A 20,124-nucleotide genomic window follows, 5' to 3' on the forward strand; every position below is an offset into this window, starting at 1 on the left:
CCGCCCTGTCGAGCGGCCCTTTCCTGATTGGTCGAATGAACGATCAGTCCTTGAGGAAGTCCGGAACGTGAGCTTCACCGCCCCCGTCGTTGTTCCCGCCACGATCGCCACCGCGATCACGGCCGCCGCCACCGCCACGGCGCGGGCCGCGACCACGACGGTCGCCGCCACGGTCGCCACGCGGGCCACGGTCACCGCGCGGTTCGCGCGGCGGACGGGTGTCTTCCAGTTCTTCCCCGGTTTCCTGGTCGACGACGCGCATCGACAGGCGGACCTTGCCGCGGTTGTCGATCTCGAGGACCTTGACCTTAACTTCCTGGCCTTCGCTGACGACATCGGTCGGCTTTTCGACGCGCTCGTTCTTCATTTCGCTGACGTGGACGAGACCGTCCTTGCCGCCCATGAAGTTCACGAATGCACCGAAATCGACGATGTTGACGACCTTGCCGGTGTAGATCTTGCCGACTTCGGCTTCCTCGACGATGCCTTCGATCCACGCGCGTGCAGCGGCGATCTCATCGGCGTTCGACGAGCTGATCTTGATCACGCCCTCGTCGTCGATGTCGACCTTGGCGCCGGTTTCGGCGACGATCTCGCGGATCACCTTGCCGCCCGTACCGATGACGTCGCGGATCTTCGACTTGTCGATCTGCATCGTCTCGATGCGCGGAGCGTGCTTGGACACTTCACCGCGAGCCGAGCCGAGGGCCTTCTGCATTTCGCCCAGGATGTGCGAACGACCGGCCTTCGCCTGTTCCAGAGCGGTCTTCATGATCTCCTGCGTGATGCCGGCGACCTTGATGTCCATCTGGAGCGAGGTGATGCCCTTTTCGGAGCCTGCAACCTTGAAGTCCATGTCGCCGAGATGATCTTCGTCACCCAGGATGTCCGACAGGACGGCGAATTCTTCGCCTTCGAGGATCAGGCCCATGGCGATACCCGAAACCGGGCGTTCGATCGGAACGCCGGCGTCCATCATCGACAGACAGCCGCCGCAGACGGTCGCCATCGAGCTCGAGCCGTTGGACTCGGTGATGTCCGACAGGATGCGGATGGTGTACGGGAAATCTTCATGGTCGGGCAGCACCGGGTGCAGGGCGCGCCATGCGAGCTTGCCGTGACCGGTTTCGCGGCGGCTGGTGAAGCCGAAGCGGCCAACTTCGCCGACCGAGTAGGGCGGGAAGTTATAGTGCAGCATGAAGTGATTGTACGACAGGCCTTCGAGACCGTCGATCATCTGCTCTGCGTCCTTGGTGCCCAGCGTGGTGGTGCAGATCGCCTGCGTTTCACCGCGGGTGAACAGCGCCGAACCATGCGTGCGCGGAAGCAGGCCGACCATCGCCTCGATCGGGCGGACCTGGTCGAGCTTGCGGCCGTCGATACGCTGGCCGTCCTTGAGGATCGCACCGCGAACGATTTCCGCTTCGAGCTTCTTGACCGCCTTGTTGGCGACCATCTGCGTCTGCGGTTCTTCCTCGGCGAAAGCTTCCTTGGCCTTCTCGCGCGCTGCGTTGAGCGCGTCCGAACGGGCCGACTTGTCGGTCAGCTTGTAAGCGGCAGCGATGTCGTCGCCGACGATGCCGCGCAGCTTTTCCTTGATTGCCGAGGTATCGTCCGAGGTATCGATTTCCCACGGGTCCTTGGCAGCCTGTTCAGCCAGATCGATGATCGCACCGATGACCTTGCGGCTTTCCTCGTGCGCGAACATGACGGCGCCGAGCATTTCCTCTTCGGTCAGTTCCTTGGCTTCGGATTCGACCATCATCACTGCGTCGTTGGTTGCAGCGACGACGAGGTCGAGGCGGCCGTCTTCGCCGAGCGCATCTTCGAGGCTCGGGTTGAGGACATATTCGCCGTTCTTGAAGCCGACGCGTGCAGCGCCGATCGGACCCATGAACGGAACGCCCGAAATGGTCAGCGCTGCCGAAGCCGCGATCATCGCGACGATATCGGGCTCGGTTTCACCGTCGTAGGACAGGACCTGCGCGATGACGTTGATTTCGTTGTAGAAGCCTTCCGGGAAGAGCGGGCGCACGGGGCGGTCGATCAGGCGGGAGGTCAGCGTTTCCTTCTCCGTCGCGCGGCCTTCGCGCTTGAAGAAGCCGCCCGGGATACGACCCGCTGCGGAGAACTTTTCCTGGTAGTGGACGGTGAGCGGGAAGAAGTCCTGCCCTTCGCGAACACTCTTGGCGGCGGTCACGGCGCACAGCACCACGGTTTCGCCATAGGTGGCCAGAACGGCGCCGTCAGCCTGACGGGCAATACGGCCGGTTTCCAGAGTGAGGGTCTTTCCGCCCCACTCCAGCGATACGGTTTTCGTGTCGAACATGTATTTTCCTTATGACCCGCACGGCCTGATTGCGGTGCGGGGCCTACAGTGCCGGGTAATCCGTCCCGGTCCGGTTCGAGGCTCTTCTCGCCTCCATTTTCCGTTCCCGTGCCGGATTGCGCGGGAGCCGGATAAACGAAGGGGCGACCCTGGAGCCGCCCCTTCGAGAAACTCTTATTTGCGAAGACCCAGCTTCTGGATCAGCGCGTTGTAACGCTCGAGGTCCTTCTTCTTGAGATAGGCGAGCAGGTTACGGCGCTTGTTCACCATCGCCAGCAGACCGCGGCGCGAGTGATTGTCCTTGTGGTGATCCTTGAAGTGCTCGGTCAGGTTCTTGATACGCTCGGTGAGGATCGCGACCTGAACTTCCGGGCTGCCCGTGTCGTTGTTGTCGCGGGCGTTGTCCTTGATGATCTTCGTCTTGGTTTCGGGTGCTACCGACATGTCTTTACTCTCTACTCTGCGACACCTGGAAGATTGAAGCCCCGCACGACCCTGGCCGTACCCCCTTCGAGTTCCATGAGCGCAACCGGCACATTCGCCAGCTTCGCAAGGTGGAGCCCATCGGGTTGGGGCATTCCGGAAAGGACCCGGCCCTGGCGGACCGCCTGCGCGCTATCCGGATCGAGTTGCAAGGCCGGGATGTCGTCCAGCCCCGCCTCGAGCGGCAGGAGTAGGTCTTGAAGAGGCGCGCCCTTACCGATTTCGTTGAGTTTGTCCAGCGAAATCGCCTGTTCTTCGAGGAACGGGCCGGCCTTGATACGGCGTAGATAGGTGACGTGCCCGCAGCTTCCAAGAGCATGCGCGATATCCCGTGCAAGGGAGCGGATATACGTCCCCTTCGAGACATGGGCGCGAAGGGTCGCCTCGCCTTCCCCGAAGGTCAGCAAGTCGAGTGCATGGATGGTCACCTGGCGGGTCTTGATTTCGACCGTCTCGCCAGCCCGTGCGCGGTCGTAGGCACGCTTTCCGTCGATCTTCACGGCCGAATAGGCCGGCGGGACCTGATCGATGGGACCGGTGAAGTCCGACAGTACCGCCTCGATCGCCTCGCGCGCGGGCCGAACGTCGCTCGTCTCGATGACTTCGCCTTCGGTATCGAGCGTATCGGTCTGTTCGCCGAAGGAAATCGTGAAATCGTAGATCTTGCTCGCGTCGAGCATCCTTCCAGCGAGCTTGGTCGCCTCGCCCAGCGCGATCGGCAGCACGCCTTCAGCCAGAGGGTCGAGCGTGCCGCCATGGCCGACTTTCGTTTTGGAATAGCCGCCTTCGCGCAAATTGCGCTTCACCGCGCCGACCGCCTGCGTCGAGCCGAGCCCGCGCGGCTTGTCGAGGATCAGCCAACCCGAAAGTGGATGCTGCAGGGCAGGTTTCTTGTCGTCAGTCACCCATCGCCCCTAGCCAAAAGCCGCGCGGCCCGCCAAGCGGTTAGCGATGGAAAACGGCTACGACCTCCTCGTCATCGGCGGCGGCATCAACGGCGCGGGGATCGCGCGCGATGCTGCCGGGCGCGGCGCGAAGGTGCTGCTGGTCGAGAAGGACGACCTGGCGGCGCACACCTCCAGCGCATCGACCAAGCTGGTCCATGGCGGACTGCGCTATCTCGAACATTACGAGTTCCGCCTGGTGCGCGAGAGCCTGATCGAGCGCGAACGGCTACTCGCCATCGCCCCTCACATCATCTGGCCCCTGCGCTTCGTCCTGCCGCACGACAAGGGCCTGAGGCCCAGCTGGATGCTGCGTCTCGGCCTGTTCCTCTACGACCATATCGGGGGCCGCAAACTCCTCCCGCCGACCCGCACCATCGACCTGCGCCAGCCGCCGCACGGGGACGTGCTGGAAGACCGGCTGGTAAAGGGTTTCGAATATTCGGACTGCTGGGTGGAAGACAGTCGCCTCGTCGTCCTCAACTGCGTCGATGCGAAGGAACGCGGCGCCGACATTCGCACACGGACCGAGTGCACCGCGCTAGAGCGGCATGCGGATCACTGGGTCGCCGCCCTGCGTGGCAGCGACGGTGCGAGCGACACAGTCACGGCGCTCAATGTCGTGAATGCTGCCGGACCGTGGGTCGATACGGTTCTCGGCCGGGCGATTTCCGGCGAGCAGCACCAGAACCTGCGCCTCGTGAAGGGCAGCCACCTCATCTTCCCCAAGCTGTTCGACCACCCGACCTGCTACATCTTCCAGAACCGCGACAACCGGATCGTCTTCGCCATTCCCTACGAACACGACTTTACGCTCGTCGGGACGACCGATGTCGGCTTCGAAGGCGACCCCAACGATATCGCAATCTCGGACGAGGAAGCGCGCTACATCTGCGACGCGATCAACGAGTACCTGCGGGTCGACGTGACACCGGAAGAGGCCGTGTCCAGCTATGCCGGCGTGCGACCGCTCTACGACGACAAGTCGGCGAGCAATTCGACCGTAACGCGCGACTATGTCTTCGAATTCGACGACAAGGGCGGCGCGCCGATCCTGTCGATCTTCGGCGGGAAGATCACGACCTATCGCAAGCTCGCCGAACACGCGCTTCAGAAGTTCCCCTCGATCGGCGGCAAGGCGTGGACCGCCGACGAAGCCTTGCCGGGTGGAAATTTCCCGGTCGATGGCTTCGAGGACCTGCTGGCCGGCTATTTGGCCCGCTATCCGTGGTTCCCGGCGAGCGGCATGCGCCGCCTGCTCCGCGCCTATGGCACCAGGGTGGCGGACTTGTTCGGGGAGGCCCAAGCGCTTGCCGATCTCGGCGAGCATTTCGGCGGCGATCTGTACGAGGCGGAGCTGCGCTACCTGCGCGAGGTCGAATTTGCCCGCTCGGCCAGAGACGTGCTGTGGCGGCGCAGCAAGCTTGAACTGCATCTTCCCGCAGACGCAGCAGGCAAGATCGACGCCTGGTTCGCGCGCGAGGGTTGATCAGCCGCCCGCGACTGCCGCTGCTATCGAGAGGTATTTCTCCAGCGCCCACTCGACCGGCGGACCGATGGTGTTGCCGATGATGTTCCACTGCGGAAACGCCCAGCTCGCCGCGATCAGCGCGACGAGCAGGAACATGCCGACCTGCTGGAACTGGCCCCAGTATTTCGCGAGCGAGCGCGGCAGCAGGCCTTCGACGATATGCCCGCCATCGAAAGGCGGCATGGGCAGGAGGTTGAAGAAGGCGAGGAACAGGTTGATCAGCAGGAAATAGAACAGCCCCTCGACGAGGATGCCGGGGCTCGCAAAGTTCTCCGGCGATACGCTCGGCGCGATCAGGCCGATCAGGATGGCGCCGACCAGCGCGAGCAGCAGGTTCATACCCGGCCCTGCCGCAGCAACCGCCATCATGCCGTAGCGCGGATTTTTGAGCCGCTGCTTGATCACCGGGACCGGCTTCGCCCAGCCGAAGATCGGCCCGCCGAACAGCCACAGCGCACCCGGCACGACCAGCGTGCCGATCGGATCGACGTGGCGGATCGGATTGAAGCTCAGCCGGTTGCGCTCCTTGGCGGTCGGATCGCCCAGTGCGAGCGCCGTCCAGCCGTGCGCCACCTCGTGAAAGACGATGGCGATCACCAGGCAGGGGATCACGATGGCTGCGAGGAGAAGTCCTTCGGTCATTCGGGATAGATAGGCAGCGCCGCGTCAGCCCGCCAGTGCCTCGCTGAAATGCTTTCGGCACAGGGCGACATAGCGATCGTTGCCGCCGATCTCGGTCTGTGCGCCCTGCTTGACCGCCGCGCCGCTCGCATCGACGCGCAGGTTCATCGACGATTTACGCCCGCAATGGCAGATCGCTTTGAGTTCGGTCAGCGAATCCGCGATGCCGAGCAGTGCCGCGCTTCCGGGGAAAAGCTCGCCCTGGAAATCGGTCCTCAGGCCATAGCAGAGCACGGGAATGCCTTCCTCGTCGGCCAGCCGCGCGCATTGCCACACCTGGTCTTTCGTGAGGAACTGCGCCTCGTCGATCAGCACGCAATTGACCGGCTCGGCCTTGTGCGACGCCATGACCCGCGACCACAGGTCGGTATCGCGCTCGAACCGGTGCGCGTCTGCTTCGAGGCCGATCCGGCTCGCGATCGGCTTGCCTTCCGAGCGATCGTCGAGCGCGGCGGTCCACAGCATCGTGCTCATCCCGCGCTCGCGATAATTGAAGTCCGCCTGCAGCAGGGTGGTCGATTTACCCGCATTCATGCTGGCATAGTAGAAATAGAGCTTGGCCATGCGCGCGACACTAGACCGCTTCTTGCGCCCGGCGCGAGAGACGCGCTCCAGTCTTCAACAGGCAGCGCGTTAAGCGGGGCGACAGGCGGCGCGAGCAATGCTAGCGCCTCGCAAAAGCAACTTTAGACCTCAGGGGACAATTGGGTGGCAGAAGCAGTCGCGCCGCAGACGCAAAAGGGCATTCTCGGCTGGATCGAACGGAGCGGCAACAAGCTGCCCGATCCGGTGTTCCTCTTCTTCTGGCTGATCGCCGGACTGGTCGTCATCTCGATTATCGCGAGCCTGCTCGGCTGGTCGGCGGCGCACCCGACGGAACTCGACGAAGCGACCGGACAGGCGCGCATCATCGAGGCGACGTCCCTCCTCTCCGCCGAGAACATCCAGCGTCTCTGGGTCGAAATGCCCAAGACGTTCACTCACTTCCACCCGCTTGGTTACGTGCTCGTTGTCATGCTCGGTGCGGGCGTGGCGGAGCGTGCCGGGCTGTTCGGCACCGCCATGCGCGCGGGTGTGCGCAACGCGCCCAAGGCGCTGCTGACGCCGATCGTCGTGTTCGTAGGCATGATGGGCAATCTCGCGGCGGATGCGGCCTATGTGGTCCTGATCCCGCTTGCCGGCATCATTTTCCATGCTGCCGGACGGCATCCCGTGGCAGGTATCGCCGCGGCCTTTGCAGGCGTGTCGGGCGGCTTTTCCGCAAACCTGCTGCCGGGCCAGCTCGATGCGCTGCTGTTCGGCATCACCGAGGCTTCGGTCGAGACCGTGTTCGGCGATTTCACCGCCAACATCGCAGGCAACTGGTACTTCATCGCGGCGATGACCTTCGTCTTCCTGCCGGTGATCTGGTACGTCACCGACCGCATGATCGAGCCGCGTCTCGGCCCGTGGGATCCCTCCCGCGCCAAGCATGACGGGGCCGGCGAGCAGACCGATCGCCCGCTGACCGATGGCGAGAAGAAGGGCCTGCGCATGGCGGGTCTCGCGGTTCTCGGCATCGTGGCGCTGTGGCTCGTCTTCACCTTCGGTCCGGGCACGCCGCTGATCAACGAAGACGCGACGCCCGAAGCGCGGCTGACGCCGTTCTACCAGAGCCTCGTCGCGGGCTTCTTCCTGCTCTTCCTGCTGGCCGGCTGGGCCTATGGCAAAGGCGCGGGCACGATCACCGACCACCGCAGCCTGGTGAAGATGATGTCCGGGGCGATGGAAGACCTCGCCTACTACCTCGTCCTTGCCTTCGCTGCGGCGCACTTCGTGGCGATGTTCGCCTGGTCGAACCTCGGACTGATCCTTGCGGTCGAGGGTGCGGACTTCCTCGGCTCCTCCGGCCTGCCCGCCTGGGCGCTGCTGGCGGCAATCATCCTGGTGTCGGCATTGCTCAACATCTTCGTCGGCTCTGCCAGTGCCAAGTGGGCGCTGCTTTCGCCGGTGCTGGTGCCGATGCTCATGCTGCTCGGCATTTCGCCGGAAATGGCCACCGCCGCCTATCGCGTGGGCGACGGCGCGACGAACATCATCACGCCGCTGATGGTCTACTTCCCGCTGATCCTGATCTTCTGCCAGCGCTGGGACAAGGACTTCGGCCTCGGCAGCCTCGCCGCAACCATGCTGCCGTTCTCGATCGGCCTGCTGGTGGCCGGCCTCGCCATGACGATCGGCTGGGTCGTGCTCGACCTGCCGCTCGGCCCGGGTGCCAGCGTGTTCATGGAAGTACCGACGACGGTCGCTCCGACCGCCCCGGCGGCAGCGCAGTAAGGCTTATTCGTCGTCCGGATCGAGGTCGCGCGCCACTTTCGGGTCGCGCAGCAGTTTCTCGATCCGGTCGGCCTCGTCGAAGCTCTCGTCCGGCCGGAACTTCAGCCTGGGCGCGAATTTGAGGCCGAGGCGCTTGGCGACCTCGCGCTGCAGATAGGCGGTGTTCTGGCGCAACGCCTTGACGACCGCATCTTCCTCCGCACCGAGCAACGGCTTCACATAGGCCGTCGCATTGCGCAGGTCCGGCGTCATGCGGACTTCGGTCACGGAGATGTTCGAGGCCGAAACGGTCTCGTCATGCACTTCCTGCCGCGCGAGCAGCTCGCTCAGGATATGGCGCACCCGCTCGCCCACCTTGAGGACGCGCACGGAGTGCTGTTCTGCGGTGAATTGCTGTCGGGCCATGTCAGTCCATCTTTTCCAGTATGCGTTTGAGCGAGGTCATGTTGCGCGCCGTGCCCTTGCAGCCGATCCGCCGCTCGAGAAGCTTGTTCGACAGGCTCGAAACGCCGACACCGTGCACATAGTCGAGAAACAGCACGCGGTCACCCAGTGCGAGCCGTTCGCTGCCCTTGCCCCGGTGTTCCTCGATCAGCGCATCGACGCGGGCCTTGTCGGGTTGCTGGCTGAGGAAGATGGAATGGACCATCTTGTCCGAACCATGCTCGGGCCCGGTGCCGTGAAACGGGTTCTCGTCGATCGCCCGCCTGACTTCGTCCGCCGTGCGCACCATGGCGCAGGACTTGAAGCCGAAGTTCTGCGCGACGACGCTTTCCAGCTGGATTTCGATCATCGCCGGATCGCGCTCGTCGGTCAGGATGACGTTCCCGCTCGCCGCGACGGTTTCGACGTCGCGAAAGCCCGAGGCGGCGAGCGCCTCCTTCAGAGCGGCCATCTTGATGCGATTGCTGCCGACATTGATGCTGCCGAGCAGGGCAAGGACGCGAGCCATCAGTCGCCCGTCGGTCTCGGCGTCGGGATGGCCGTGCTGGTCGAACGGGCGAGCAGCGTGCCGGCCTCGTCGAACAGTTCGCCTTCGAGGAAGATGACCCGCTTGCCACGCCGGATCACGCGGCCCTTCGCCACCAGCGGGCCGATCGGCACGGGCTTGAGCAGCGACATCGCAATCTCGAGGTTGAGCGGCGCTTCCTCGTGGTCGGTCGCCCAGACATGCGCCCAGCCCATGACCTCGTCGAGGAAGCCGGCCACTAGCCCGCCCTGCACGAAGCCGCGCGGGGTACGGAAGCTGTCGGGCGCGTTGAAGCGCAGGGTGATCTCTTCGCGCTCGGCATCGAAGCTGTCGAAGGCGACACCCATCAGCCTGGCATGCGGGAAGTCGCCCGCGTCACCCCTGCTCATTCCTTTTCTCCGGGAACGGGCGTCGGGATAGCGGTCGAAGTCGCACGGGCGAGGAGGTTGCCCTCCTTGTCGAACAGCTCGCCTTCAAGGAAAGCGACCCTGCGGCCTGCGCGCACGACCTTGCCCTTGCCGGTGATCGTTTCCAGCGGAACCATCCGCACGAAAGTCAGGTTCATGTCGAGATTGAGCGGCAGCGCCTCGCCATCGGTGGATGCGAGCAGTGCCGCCCCCATCACCTCGTCGAGGAAACCTGCGATCAATCCACCCTGCACCGCGCCGCGGGGCGAGGCGAATTCGGGCGGCGGGGTATATTCGACGGTGATTGTCTGATGCTCCTCGTCCCACGACTGGAACGAGGAGCCCATCAGTACCGCAGAAGGCGAACGCTGGCGTTCGTAGATCCTGGCCATGCGTTACCCCCGGCTCAGAGCGTGCGTTCACGCTCCTCGACTTCGAAGACTTCGAGGTTGTCGCCAGCCTTGATGTCGTTCGTGTCCTCGAGGACCACGCCGCATTCGAGACCCGCACGAACCTCGTCGACATCGTCCTTGAAGCGGCGCAGCGACGCGATGGTCGTGGCCGAGACGATGACATCGTCGCGGGTGAGACGTGCGTGGAGGCCCTTGCGGATGACGCCTTCGATGACGAGCAGGCCGGCAGCCTTGTCCTTCTTGCCAGCAGGGAAGACCTGCTTGACTTCGGCACGGCCGACGACGTTCTCGATCCGCTCCGGACCAAGCTCGCCTGCCATCTCCTTCGCGATCTCTTCGGTCAGGTGGTAGATGACATCGTAATACATCATCCGCACCTTCTCGCGTTCGACCAGCTGGCGTGCCTTCGGGTTCGGACGCACGTTGAAGCCGATGATCGGAGCGTTCGATGCCGCCGCAAGCGTAACGTCGCTTTCGGTAATGGCGCCAACGCCCGCATGCAGCACGCGCACCTTGATCTCGTCGTTCGAGAGGTTGTGCAGCGCGTTGGTGATCGCCTCGACACTGCCCTGCACGTCGGCTTTCACCACGAGCGGGAACTCGATGACGTTCGATGCGAGGTTGTTGAACATCGTATCGAAGCTGGTCGGGGCGAGCGCGGTGCGCTTCTCCGTTGCCTTCTCCTGGCGATATTCGGCCACTTCGCGGGCACGCTGTTCGTTCTCGACCACTGCGAGCACGTCACCGGCATTCGGCACGCCGCCGAGGCCGAGGACCTCGACCGGCATGGACGGACCGGCTTCCTTGATCTGCTTGCCCTGGTCGTTGACGATCGCGCGCACCTTGCCGCTCTGCGTGCCGACGACGAAGTTGTCGCCGCGCTTTAGCGTACCGCGGGTGATCAGCACGGTCGCGACCGGGCCGCGGCCCTTGTCGAGCTGCGCTTCGATCACGGTCGCTTCCGCATCGCGATCCGGATTGGCCTTGAGTTCGAGCAGCTCCGCCTGAAGCGCGATCTTCTCGAGCAGTTCGTCGAGATTGGTCTTTTCCTTGGCGGAAATTTCCACGTCCTGCACATCGCCCGACATCGCCTCGACGATGACTTCGTGTTCGAGCAGGCGCTCGCGGATCTTCTGCGGATTGGCTTCCGGCTTGTCGCACTTGTTGATCGCGACGATCATCGGAACGCCGGCGGCCTTGGTGTGATTGATGGCCTCGATCGTCTGCGGCATGATGCCGTCGTCTGCGGCGACCACCAGCACGACGATGTCGGTCACATTCGCACCGCGCGCACGCATTTCGGTGAACGCTTCGTGGCCCGGGGTGTCGAGGAAGGTGATGACTGCGCCATCCTTCGTCTTCACCTGGTAACTGCCGATGTGCTGCGTGATGCCGCCCGCTTCGCCCTTGAGGACGTTCGAGCCGCGCAGCGCGTCGAGCAGGCTGGTCTTGCCGTGGTCGACGTGGCCCATGATGGTGACCACCGCAGGACGCGGCTTGAGCGTTTCTTCCGGATCCTGGTCGACCGTCGTGTCGATATCGACGTCGGCTTCCGACACCTTCTGGATATTGTGACCGAACTGCTCGACGAGCAGCTCCGCTGTATCCTGGTCGATGGTCTGGTTGACCGTGACCATCATGTCGAGATTGAAGAGCTCCTTCACCAGGTCGGCACCCTTTTCGCCCATGCGCTTGGCCAGTTCGCCGACGGTAATCGCCTCGGGGACGACCACATCGCGGACCTGTTTCTCGCGCGGCTTGGACGAGCCGCCGCCCTGCATGCGGCGTTCCTTCTCGCGCGCACGCTTGAGTGCGGCGAGCGAACGCGCGCGGCGCCCCTCGTCCTCGTTGAGAGCCTTGGTGACGGTCAGCTTGCCCGAACGGCGCTTGTCCTTGCGCTCGGCCGGGGCAGGACGCTTGTCGTCCTTCTTCTTCTTTTCCGGCTTCTTCGCCTCGGGACGGGCCACGGGCGTGAACTTGCGCGGAGCAGGGGCCGGCGTGCCTTTCGCTGCGGGCGCGGCTTCCGCTTCGCCTTCGGCTTCGGCCGGAGCTTCGGCAGCAGCCTTGGCTTCTTCCTCGGCACGCTTGGCGGCTTCTTCCTCGGCCTTGCGGTTTTCTTCCTGCCGCTTCTTCTCGTCCTCGGCTTCCTTCTTGGCCTTCTGCTCGTCACGCTTGCGCGCTTCCTCGGCGAGGCGCAGGCGCTCTTCCTCGGCTTCGCGCTGGAGGCGGGCTACCTTTTCCTGCGGGGTTTCGCCCGGAGGTGCCTTCTTGGCGGCAGGCTTCTTCGCTTCCGGTGCAGGCGCAGGAGCAGGCTCCGGCGCGGGCGGCGGCGGAGGGGGCGGAGGCGGAGTCTCGCCGGGTTTGACGAGCTTGCGCTTGCGCTTCACCTCGACGGCAACCTTGTTGGTGCGGCCGTGGCTGAAGGTCTGCTTGACCTCGCCAGCATCGACCGCCCGCTTCAGGCCGAGAGGTTTGCGTGCAGGTTTTTTGTCTTCGTCGCTCATCTAGCTCGTCGTTCCTTCAAACTTCCAATTCGTCGTCCCGCGCCGCTGCCGAGGCAGCTTCGCCGGCGGTCTCTTCAGGGGCATCGGCCCCGATGTAGTGCGACAGGCGCGCGAGGATCGGCAGGATCCGCTCGGCCGCAGCATCTTCGGCCCTACGGCCATTCACGCCCAGGTGGACGACGTTCTCGCGGCCCAATGCCACAGACAAAGCCGCCCGGTCCAGTGGCAAGGTCATTCCCCGCTCACCGCTACCTTCCGCATCGCGCCCTACGCGCCATGCCTGGTCGAGTTTCTTGCGCCCGTCCTCACGGGCATCGCGCGCGTGCAAAAGGAGGGCAACCCGCCCCATTCTCGCCTGTTCGGCGATCCGGTCCGAGCCCAAGATAATGTTTCCGCTGCGCATTTCGAGACCCAGCCGGTCGAGAAACTGCTTGCGCAGCGCATCCTCGACCAGTCGCGGCAGGTCTTCCGGGATCGTCAGCGGCGCTCCCTTGAAGGCACGCGCCAGTGCGCCGCGCAGCTTGCCCTTCGCCAATGCCTCTTCGAGTTCGACGCGCGCCACGCCTATCCAGGCGCCACGGCCCGGCGCCTTGGCGGCAGGATCCGGCAGCACCAGCCCGTCGGGCGAGATCGCCAGCCGCACGAGCGTATCGCGCGGGGCGGTGTCGCCGGTGAGAATGCAGCGGCGTTCCGGGCAGGACTTCCCGGGGCCGGAATTGCTCCGGCCCTCGGGCTTGTCAGCGATGTCGGGGCTCAGGCGCTCATTGTTCGGAGTCCGCATCGGCGGCCTCCTGCGTTGCAGCCTCGTCGGTCGCTGCGGGCGCAGCTTCCTCTTCGTCGTCGAACCAGTGCGCGCGGGCAGCCATGATGATCTCGTTGCCCTGCTCTTCGCTCAGGCCGTACTCGCCAAGCACGCCGCCCTTGTCCTGTTCGCGGATCGAGGGACGACGCATCGGCGGGCCGTCGTTGTTGCGACGACGCGGAGCTTCGCGCTTCTTGGCGATCAGCTCGTCGGTCGCGAGGTCGGCGAGGTCGTCGAGCGTCTTGATGCCGCCCTTGCCCAGCGTGACCAGCATCTGCTCGGTCAGGTGCGGGATGTCGGCCAGCGCATCTTCGACGCCGAGTTCGCGGCGCTCGGTACGCGCAGCTTCCTCGTGGCGCTCGAGCGCTTCCTTGGCGCGGCTCTGCAGCTCTTCGGCCAGTTCCTCGTCGAAGCCTTCGATCGAAGCGAGTTCGTCGAGTTCGACGTAGGCGACTTCCTCCAGCTCGGCGAAACCTTCGGCGACGAGCAGCTGCGAGAGCGTTTCGTCGACGTCGAGCTCTTCCTCGAACATCTTGGAGCGCTCGGCGAATTCCTTCTGGCGCTTCTCCGAGGCTTCTTCCTCGGTCATGATGTCGATCTGGTGGCCGGTCAGCTGACTGGCGAGACGCACGTTCTGGCCGCGGCGACCGATTGCCAGCGAGAGCTGATCGTCCGGCACAACGACTTCGATGCGGCTCTCGTCCTCGTCGAGAACGACGCGGGCGACGGTAGCCGGCTGGAGCGCGTTGACGACGAAGGTCGCGGTGTCCTCGCTCCAGGGAATGATGTCGATCTTCTCGCCCTGCAGTTCCTGCACGACGGCCTGGACGCGGCTACCCTTCATGCCGACGCAGGCGCCGACCGGGTCGATGCTGCTGTCGTGGCTGATGACGCCGATCTTGGCGCGGCTGCCCGGGTCACGAGCGGCGGCCTTGATCTCGATGATGCCGTCGTAGATTTCCGGCACTTCCTGCGCGAACAGCTTGCGCATGAAGTCGGGGTGCGCGCGGCTCAGGAAAATCTGCGGACCGCGGTTGTTGCGTTCCACCTTGGTGATCAGCGCGCGGACACGCTCGCCCACGCGGGCGGCTTCGCGCGGGATCTGCTGGTCGCGGCGAATGACGCCTTCGGCACGGCCGAGGTTGACGATCACATGGCCGAATTCGACCGACTTGATCACGCCGGTGATGACTTCGCCCGCGCGGTCCTTGAATTCCTCGAACTGGCGTTCACGCTCTGCGTCGCGGACCTTCTGGAAGATGACCTGCTTGGCCGACTGCGCATCGATACGGCCGAGGTCAACCGGGGGCAGCGGGTCGACGATGAAGTCACCGATCTGCGCGCCGTCCTGCAGCTTTTGCGCCTGCTTGAGGTCGACCTGCTTGAAGTAGTCTTCGACTTCCTCGACCACCTCGACGACGCGCCACAGGCTGAGATCGCCGGTCTGCGGGTCGAGCTTTGCGCGAATGTCGTTTTCCGAACCGTAGCGGTTGCGCGCGCTCTTCTGGATTGCTTCTTCCATCGCCTCGATGACGATCGCCTTGTCGATCATCTTCTCCGAGGCGACCGAGTTCGCGATCGCGAGCAGCTCTGCCTTGTTGGCGGAAATTGCACTGGCCATCAGTCGTCAGCCTTTTCTTCTTCGTCTTCGGTTTCAACTACATCCTCGACGCCGGTGGTGTCGAGCGGTCGGGTTGCGGCAATCAGCGCATCGGTGAGGATGAGCTGTGCCGAATGGATTGCGGACATCGGGACGGCAACCTCGCCGGCCTTCCTGTCCTCGATTTTCACGGTTTCGCCTTCGATGCCGATGAGATTGCCGCGCAAGTTGCGCTGGCCGTCCCACGACTTGTCCATGGCGATCTTCACCTCGTGGCCCGCCCAGTTGACGTAATCCTTCACGCGGGTGAGCGGACGGTCGATGCCGGGCGAGGAAACCTCGAGGTGGTAGGCGCCTTCGATCAGCACCTCGCCGCGCTCTTCGAGTTCGTCGATCCTGTCGGACACGCGGCGCGACAAGGCGGCGCATTGTTCGATTACCAGCTGGCCCGTTTCCGGGTCCTCCGCCATGATCTGCAGGGCCAGGCCGCCATCGCCGGCTTCCGACGGCATCATCTTCACGCGCACGAGATCGAAACCGAGCGCTTTCGCTTCGGGTTCGATAATATCGGTCAGGCGTGCCAGATCGGCCATCGGGTCTCCATTTTTGCTCGATCGCCGCGACAATGGGGTTTCGGGCCGGCCCCCGGAGGCGCCAGCATCCAAACCTTGTCGCGACAATGTCGGAATGCCGCCCAGATAGGCGCGCCTTCCCGACAAAGCAAGTTATAGTTGGTGAGTTCGGGTGATTACCCGAGGACTATCGACCCGCCTGGACGAAAGCGATCAGTCGCAGAAACGCGCGACCTGCTGGTCGAGCTCGGCGATCATGTCTTCGTCGCGGTCGAGCGTGCCCTTTTCGACCGAGCGATTCCAGGCGTTCTCGGCGCGCAGTTTCCATGCCTCGCACTGGTCCTGCTTCGCCTTCGCCTGAGCCGTGGCGATTTCCTGACCGATCGTGCTTCCGCCGAGGGCATCCATCGGCTGGTTCATCGCCTCGTCGACGTCGCGCGGGACGGAAAAAGCCATATATGCCACCCACGCCATCCAGAAAGTGCCGAACAGCACGGACAGGGCCTTGATGAGTTTCATAGCAATATCTCCGCCGCGCCGGCACGCTCATAACCGGCGAGGCGGAGATACGCCGTGACAGTCAATTTACGGTTAAGGCCGCCGCGAACGGAAGGCAGACGGCCCTGCCCCGCGAGACTATCAATGATGGTGGTCGTCGTGACCACCTTCCTCGGGAGCCCAGGTGACATGGGTGACGAACTTGATGCCGTTGACCGATTTTTCGAAGGTGTGCGGGCGACCATTAAGCAGGAACCCGGTCGGGCGGCCCCAGGTGGCAGGAGTATTGCCGACAGCGGGCAGGCTGACACGGTTCTTGCCCTTGCCGTTTCCGCCGCCGCCACCGCCGCCTTTGCCGCCACCCTTGCCTGGCTTGGTACCGCCACCACCGCCATCGCCGCCGCCCGAGTAGATCGTCAGCAGCTGGTCGTAATCGTGCTGGTCCGGCCCTTCATTGCCCTCCGGACGACTGGTGTATTCCATGCACGAAGTCGTCTCGTCGGTTGAGAAGTTCTCGTTCTGGTGCGCGAGGCCATAGTCGTGGCCGATTTCCTGGCAGGTCACCAGCTGGCGCCAGCTGTAGGTATTGTAAGCGTCGCGGTTGAAATAGTTGTCGTTGAGCTTGGTCGTCCCGGCGACGATCTTGCCGCCCGACAGCGCAATGCTGGCAAGGCCCAGCCAGCCGTTCGAGCCATAGTCGTCGTTGCAGACCTGGATGGTCCCGGTGACGAAGCTGCAGGACGAGTTGTTGCCGCGCTCGATAGTCGCCTGGATGACAGGAGAAGCGTTCCAGTCGGCAACCGCCTTGTCGACATAGCTCGTCCAGTTGGGATCGGTGTTGTCGACCACGGGCGCGGCGATCGGGTTCGCCCCGTCGTAGTTCCACGCATAGGTGCTCCACGAATGGTTCGCGATGGCGCTGCCGCCGGCAAGCGCTGCGAGCGGGACGGCGAACAGCAAGGCGCGCTTGCGGCTGGTGAAACGTTTCATGTGGTCTTCCCCCGATGAATGATCAGGGGAGGCATTAGGACGGTCGAAAGCCTAATCCGCGCTCAAGAGGATTGCCTGATGAAACTGCCTAATGGCCGGCGTCCGATTGGTAACCAAGGCTCGCGGCGGGTCAGTCGTTGTCCGACAACCCGTGCTTCTTGATGCAGTGACGCAGCTGGTCGTAGGTCAGGCCGAGTGCCTTGGCGGTCTGGCGCTGGTTCCAGCGATGCTTGCCGAGCGCGTGCTCGACGATCGCCTTCTCGTGCTCGTCCACGGCGGCACGCAGGTCGTCGATGTTCTCGAGGTCGGCGGTCGGGCGCGCATCTGCGGAGACGATATTGCGGAAGTTGGGTTCGCTGGTTTCCGGCGACGGCGGATTGACCGGCTTCCACGGGGAATCGAACGGGTCGAAAATTACATGGCCGATCGGCGTTTCCCAATTGTCCCACCGGTAGACCGCGCGTTCGACGACGTTGCGCAGCTCGCGCACATTGCCCGGCCAGGGGTGGTTCTCGAGCTGCTCGGCGACATGGTCGGAAAAGCCCGGCCAGCCTTCCCACCCGATCTCCGCGGCCATGCGACGCCCGAAGTAGTCCGCAAGCACGCCGATATCCCCTTCGCGCACGCGCAGGGGCGGGAGAGTGATGACTTCGAAGCTCAGCCGGTCGAGCAGGTCAGAGCGGAACTTGCCCTCGGCCGCGCGGGCCGGGAGGTCTTCGTTGGTGGCGGCCACGATGCGCACGTCGACCCTGATCGGGCGCGAGGAACCGATGCGGGTGACCTCGCCATATTCAACGGCCCTCAACAGGCGCTCTTGTGCGGCCATCGAGAGAGTGCCCAGTTCGTCGAGAAATAAAGTGCCCTTGTCGGCTTCCTCGAACCTTCCCTCGCGAACCTTGGTAGCACCGGTGAAGGCTCCGGCCTCGTGACCGAACAGTTCGGCCTCGATCAGCGTTTCCGGCAAGGCGGCGCAGTTCATCGTAACGAGCGGTTCGTCCCACCGGGTCGACAGGCGGTGCAGGCGCTCGGCGATGAGTTCCTTGCCCGTCCCGCGCTCGCCGATGACGAGCACGGGGCGCCGCATCGAAGCTGCACGACTGGTCCGTTCGACCGCGTCGAGAAAGGCCCCGGACTGGCCTATGAACTGATTTTCCCGCTCCATGGGCCAAGATATAGTGAAAATTCCCAAGCCTTGGCAACAGAAACCAACCGCCCTCGGTAAAAATCATCAAATTCCGGCGGTTTTCTCCCGAAATCCAAAATTGGCACGCCCCTTGCTGATAGGTGAACAACACCAAACGGGAGTTAGTAATCATGTTCGACCGCCGCTTCTTTCAGACCAAGCTGGGACAGGCCTCTATCGCCAGCGTCGCAGCCATGTGCCTGTTCGTGGCGCTCAGCTCGCAGATGCAGGTGAGCCAGGCCTACGCCGCGGAAATCACCTGCGAGTCCGTGGAACTGGCATGAACATGCCCGTTGGCAAGAACCCCCTAGGTCCGGAGCGCACCGTCAAGGCCCAGCGCTTCCAGTCCGGCGCAGCCCCCAAGGCTCGCGGTGACGCTCCGGCCCGCAATCCGCTTTCGCGGCTCGAAACCGAGGTCGAACGCCTCCGCAAGAGCCCGACTCCAACCCAGTCGCCTTCCACCAGCGACCGGATCCAAGACGTCTTCAACTCCGGAGTGCCCTTTATGGGAATTTTCAGTCGTACCCGCGATATCATCGCCGCCAACTTCAATGACATGCTCGACAAGGCCGACGACCCCGAGAAGATGATCCGCATGATCATCCTCGAAATGGAGGAAACGCTGGTCGAAGTCCGCGCAAGCGCCGCCCGCACGATCGCCGACCAGAAGGAAATGCACCGCGCGACGGTCAAGCTCGACAAGCTCCAGGCCGACTGGGCCGAGAAGGCGCAGCTCGCACTCTCGAAGGACCGCGAGGACCTCGCCCGTGCCGCGCTGGTCGAGAAGAAGAAGGCTGCCGACATGTCGGACCAGCTCAAGCAGGAAATCGCCGTGCTGGACGATGCGCTGCGGGCCTACGAGAAGGACATTCACAAGCTGCAGAACCGCCTGCGTGAAGCACGCAGCCGCCAGACCGCGATCGCCGCGCGCCTCGAAAGCGCCGAGAACCGCGTCAAGCTGCGCAGCCTGATGACGCACGAGCGGACCGACGATGCGCTGTCGCGCTTCGACCAGCTCGAACGCCGTGTCGACTACGCCGAAGGCCGGGCCGACTCGCTCGCCATCGCCGACAAGTCCGGCACGCCGAGCCTGGCCGACGAGATCGCCGCGCTCGAAGGTGCTGACAAGATCGACGACGAACTCGCAGAAATGAAACGCGCGCTCGGCATGGGCGGCAGCGAAGACAAGAAGGACTGATCATCGTGGAAGAGATCATCATCATCCCCGCCATTTTCATCGGCCTGCCGTGGCTCATCCTCCACTACGTCACGAAGTGGAAGTCTGCCGCGACCATCACGACCGATGACGAAGCGCTGCTCGACGACCTCTACCAGCTCGCCAAGCGCCTCGACGAACGGATGGACACAGTCGAGCGCCTCGTCGCCGCCGATCATCCGGAATTCAACAACACGCGGCTCCTGCCGGACCGCGAAACGGACAACCAGCCGCTGCGCGAACTCGATCGCCTGATGGCTGAAAAGAAGGGAGCCAAGCTGTGAACACCCCGCGGACCACTCTTTATCGCGACAAGCAGAATGCCAAGCTGATGGGCGTCTGCTCGGGAATTGCGGACTATACCGGCGTCAACGCGCTGTGGGTTCGCCTCGCAGTCCTCGCCCTCACCTTCATGACCGGCGGTATGACCATCCCGGCCTACTTCATCGCCGGCCTGTTGCTGAACAAGAAGCCACCGCATCTCTACGTCGACCAGGAAGAGCAAGTCTACTGGCAGCGGGTTCGGCAGAGCCCGAAGCGCACGGCACGCGAAATCCGCTCGCGAATGCGCGACGTCGATCGCCGCCTGGCCGAAGTCGAGAGCTTCTACGTCAGCAGCAATCCGCGCCTGACCGCCGAAATCGAGCGGCTGCGCTGAGACCGACACACGGAGGGGGACTGATTA

Annotated in this window: 22 protein-coding genes; 6 read left to right on the forward strand and 16 right to left on the reverse strand. The window is 63.9% G+C overall.

Annotated elements, in window-relative coordinates:
• Positions 1-43 precede the first annotated feature (43 nt).
• The 3 genes from pnp to truB form a co-directional block, all read right to left on the reverse strand.
• Positions 44-2,329 carry a polyribonucleotide nucleotidyltransferase gene (pnp, locus tag EO245_RS12350; RefSeq protein ID WP_128893213.1) on the reverse strand — a complete coding sequence of 762 codons (2,286 nt, stop codon included), beginning with the start codon at positions 2,327-2,329 and terminating at the stop codon, positions 44-46.
• Between the two features lie 174 nt (positions 2,330-2,503).
• Entirely contained in the window at positions 2,504-2,773 is a 270-nt protein-coding gene (gene rpsO, locus EO245_RS12355; protein WP_128893214.1) for a 30S ribosomal protein S15, read from the reverse strand.
• 11 nt (positions 2,774-2,784) lie between these two features.
• Positions 2,785-3,717 (reverse strand): tRNA pseudouridine(55) synthase TruB, encoded by a 933-nt coding sequence (gene truB, locus EO245_RS12360; RefSeq protein ID WP_128893215.1) that lies wholly within the window; start codon positions 3,715-3,717, stop codon positions 2,785-2,787.
• Between the two features lie 46 nt (positions 3,718-3,763).
• Here truB and glpD point away from each other — a divergent pair, with 46 nt between their 5' ends.
• Complete coding sequence (gene glpD / locus EO245_RS12365; protein ID WP_128893216.1) at positions 3,764-5,245, forward strand: glycerol-3-phosphate dehydrogenase; 1,482 nt, start codon at positions 3,764-3,766, stop codon at positions 5,243-5,245.
• On the opposite strand, the gene EO245_RS12370 is transcribed toward glpD, so the two are convergent.
• Together EO245_RS12370 and EO245_RS12375 are read right to left on the reverse strand one after the other, a co-directional pair.
• A complete protein-coding gene (locus EO245_RS12370; protein ID WP_128893217.1) occupies positions 5,246-5,929 on the reverse strand; it encodes a site-2 protease family protein in 684 nt (227 codons plus the stop codon).
• A 24-nt stretch (positions 5,930-5,953) separates the two neighbouring features.
• Positions 5,954-6,532, reverse strand: a complete 579-nt coding sequence (locus EO245_RS12375) for a thymidine kinase (RefSeq protein WP_128893218.1) — start codon at positions 6,530-6,532, stop codon at positions 5,954-5,956.
• A gap of 144 nt (positions 6,533-6,676) precedes the next feature.
• Between EO245_RS12375 and EO245_RS12380 the strand changes: the two genes are divergently transcribed.
• Entirely contained in the window at positions 6,677-8,284 is a 1,608-nt protein-coding gene (locus EO245_RS12380) for an AbgT family transporter (protein ID WP_128893219.1), read from the forward strand.
• 3 nt (positions 8,285-8,287) lie between these two features.
• Here the strand turns inward: EO245_RS12380 and rbfA are convergent, their stop codons facing one another.
• From rbfA to pspF, 11 genes are all read right to left on the reverse strand, one after another.
• Positions 8,288-8,689 (reverse strand): 30S ribosome-binding factor RbfA, encoded by a 402-nt coding sequence (rbfA, locus tag EO245_RS12385; protein WP_128893220.1) that lies wholly within the window; start codon positions 8,687-8,689, stop codon positions 8,288-8,290.
• A gap of 1 nt (position 8,690) precedes the next feature.
• Complete coding sequence (locus tag EO245_RS12390) at positions 8,691-9,236, reverse strand: DUF1697 domain-containing protein (protein ID WP_128893221.1); 546 nt, start codon at positions 9,234-9,236, stop codon at positions 8,691-8,693.
• Complete coding sequence (locus EO245_RS12395; protein ID WP_234026897.1) at positions 9,236-9,643, reverse strand: PaaI family thioesterase; 408 nt, start codon at positions 9,641-9,643, stop codon at positions 9,236-9,238. Before EO245_RS12395 ends, EO245_RS12390 begins: the two co-directional genes overlap by 1 nt.
• Positions 9,640-10,053, reverse strand: coding sequence for a PaaI family thioesterase (locus EO245_RS12400; RefSeq protein WP_128893222.1), 414 nt, complete (start codon positions 10,051-10,053; stop codon positions 9,640-9,642). Before EO245_RS12400 ends, EO245_RS12395 begins: the two co-directional genes overlap by 4 nt.
• Positions 10,054-10,067: 14 nt before the next feature.
• Positions 10,068-12,578 (reverse strand): translation initiation factor IF-2, encoded by a 2,511-nt coding sequence (infB, locus tag EO245_RS12405; protein ID WP_128893223.1) that lies wholly within the window; start codon positions 12,576-12,578, stop codon positions 10,068-10,070.
• Between the two features lie 16 nt (positions 12,579-12,594).
• Positions 12,595-13,359 (reverse strand): DUF448 domain-containing protein, encoded by a 765-nt coding sequence (locus EO245_RS12410; protein ID WP_128893224.1) that lies wholly within the window; start codon positions 13,357-13,359, stop codon positions 12,595-12,597.
• Positions 13,340-15,001 carry a transcription termination factor NusA gene (gene nusA, locus EO245_RS12415; RefSeq protein ID WP_128893225.1) on the reverse strand — a complete coding sequence of 554 codons (1,662 nt, stop codon included), beginning with the start codon at positions 14,999-15,001 and terminating at the stop codon, positions 13,340-13,342. The genes EO245_RS12410 and nusA overlap by 20 nt, the downstream gene beginning before the upstream one ends.
• Positions 15,001-15,573 carry a ribosome maturation protein RimP gene (rimP, locus tag EO245_RS12420; RefSeq protein ID WP_128893226.1) on the reverse strand — a complete coding sequence of 191 codons (573 nt, stop codon included), beginning with the start codon at positions 15,571-15,573 and terminating at the stop codon, positions 15,001-15,003. The genes nusA and rimP overlap by 1 nt, the downstream gene beginning before the upstream one ends.
• Before the next feature lie 192 nt (positions 15,574-15,765).
• Positions 15,766-16,071: a hypothetical protein gene (locus tag EO245_RS12425; protein WP_128893227.1), complete on the reverse strand. Its 306-nt coding sequence runs from the start codon at positions 16,069-16,071 to the stop codon at positions 15,766-15,768.
• Positions 16,072-16,191: 120 nt separating this feature from the next.
• Positions 16,192-17,040, reverse strand: a complete 849-nt coding sequence (locus EO245_RS12430; RefSeq protein WP_128893228.1) for a hypothetical protein — start codon at positions 17,038-17,040, stop codon at positions 16,192-16,194.
• A 130-nt stretch (positions 17,041-17,170) separates the two neighbouring features.
• Positions 17,171-18,202: a phage shock protein operon transcriptional activator gene (pspF, locus tag EO245_RS12435; protein ID WP_128893229.1), complete on the reverse strand. Its 1,032-nt coding sequence runs from the start codon at positions 18,200-18,202 to the stop codon at positions 17,171-17,173.
• A 152-nt stretch (positions 18,203-18,354) separates the two neighbouring features.
• On the opposite strand from pspF, the gene EO245_RS13425 reads away from it, so the two are divergent.
• The 4 genes from EO245_RS13425 to pspC are packed head-to-tail and all read left to right on the forward strand — an operon-like array spanning position 18,355 to position 20,097.
• A complete protein-coding gene (locus tag EO245_RS13425; RefSeq protein WP_164931327.1) occupies positions 18,355-18,507 on the forward strand; it encodes a hypothetical protein in 153 nt (50 codons plus the stop codon).
• Positions 18,504-19,421 (forward strand): phage shock protein PspA, encoded by a 918-nt coding sequence (pspA, locus tag EO245_RS12440; protein ID WP_370246158.1) that lies wholly within the window; start codon positions 18,504-18,506, stop codon positions 19,419-19,421. Before EO245_RS13425 ends, pspA begins: the two co-directional genes overlap by 4 nt.
• Positions 19,422-19,426: 5 nt before the next feature.
• Positions 19,427-19,723: an envelope stress response membrane protein PspB gene (gene pspB / locus EO245_RS12445; protein WP_128893230.1), complete on the forward strand. Its 297-nt coding sequence runs from the start codon at positions 19,427-19,429 to the stop codon at positions 19,721-19,723.
• Positions 19,720-20,097: an envelope stress response membrane protein PspC gene (gene pspC / locus EO245_RS12450; protein WP_128893231.1), complete on the forward strand. Its 378-nt coding sequence runs from the start codon at positions 19,720-19,722 to the stop codon at positions 20,095-20,097. Before pspB ends, pspC begins: the two co-directional genes overlap by 4 nt.
• Positions 20,098-20,124 lie beyond the last annotated feature (27 nt).

It is taken from the genome of Erythrobacter sp. HKB08 (assembly GCF_004114695.1).
In the GTDB taxonomy this organism is placed as follows: domain Bacteria; phylum Pseudomonadota; class Alphaproteobacteria; order Sphingomonadales; family Sphingomonadaceae; genus Parerythrobacter_A.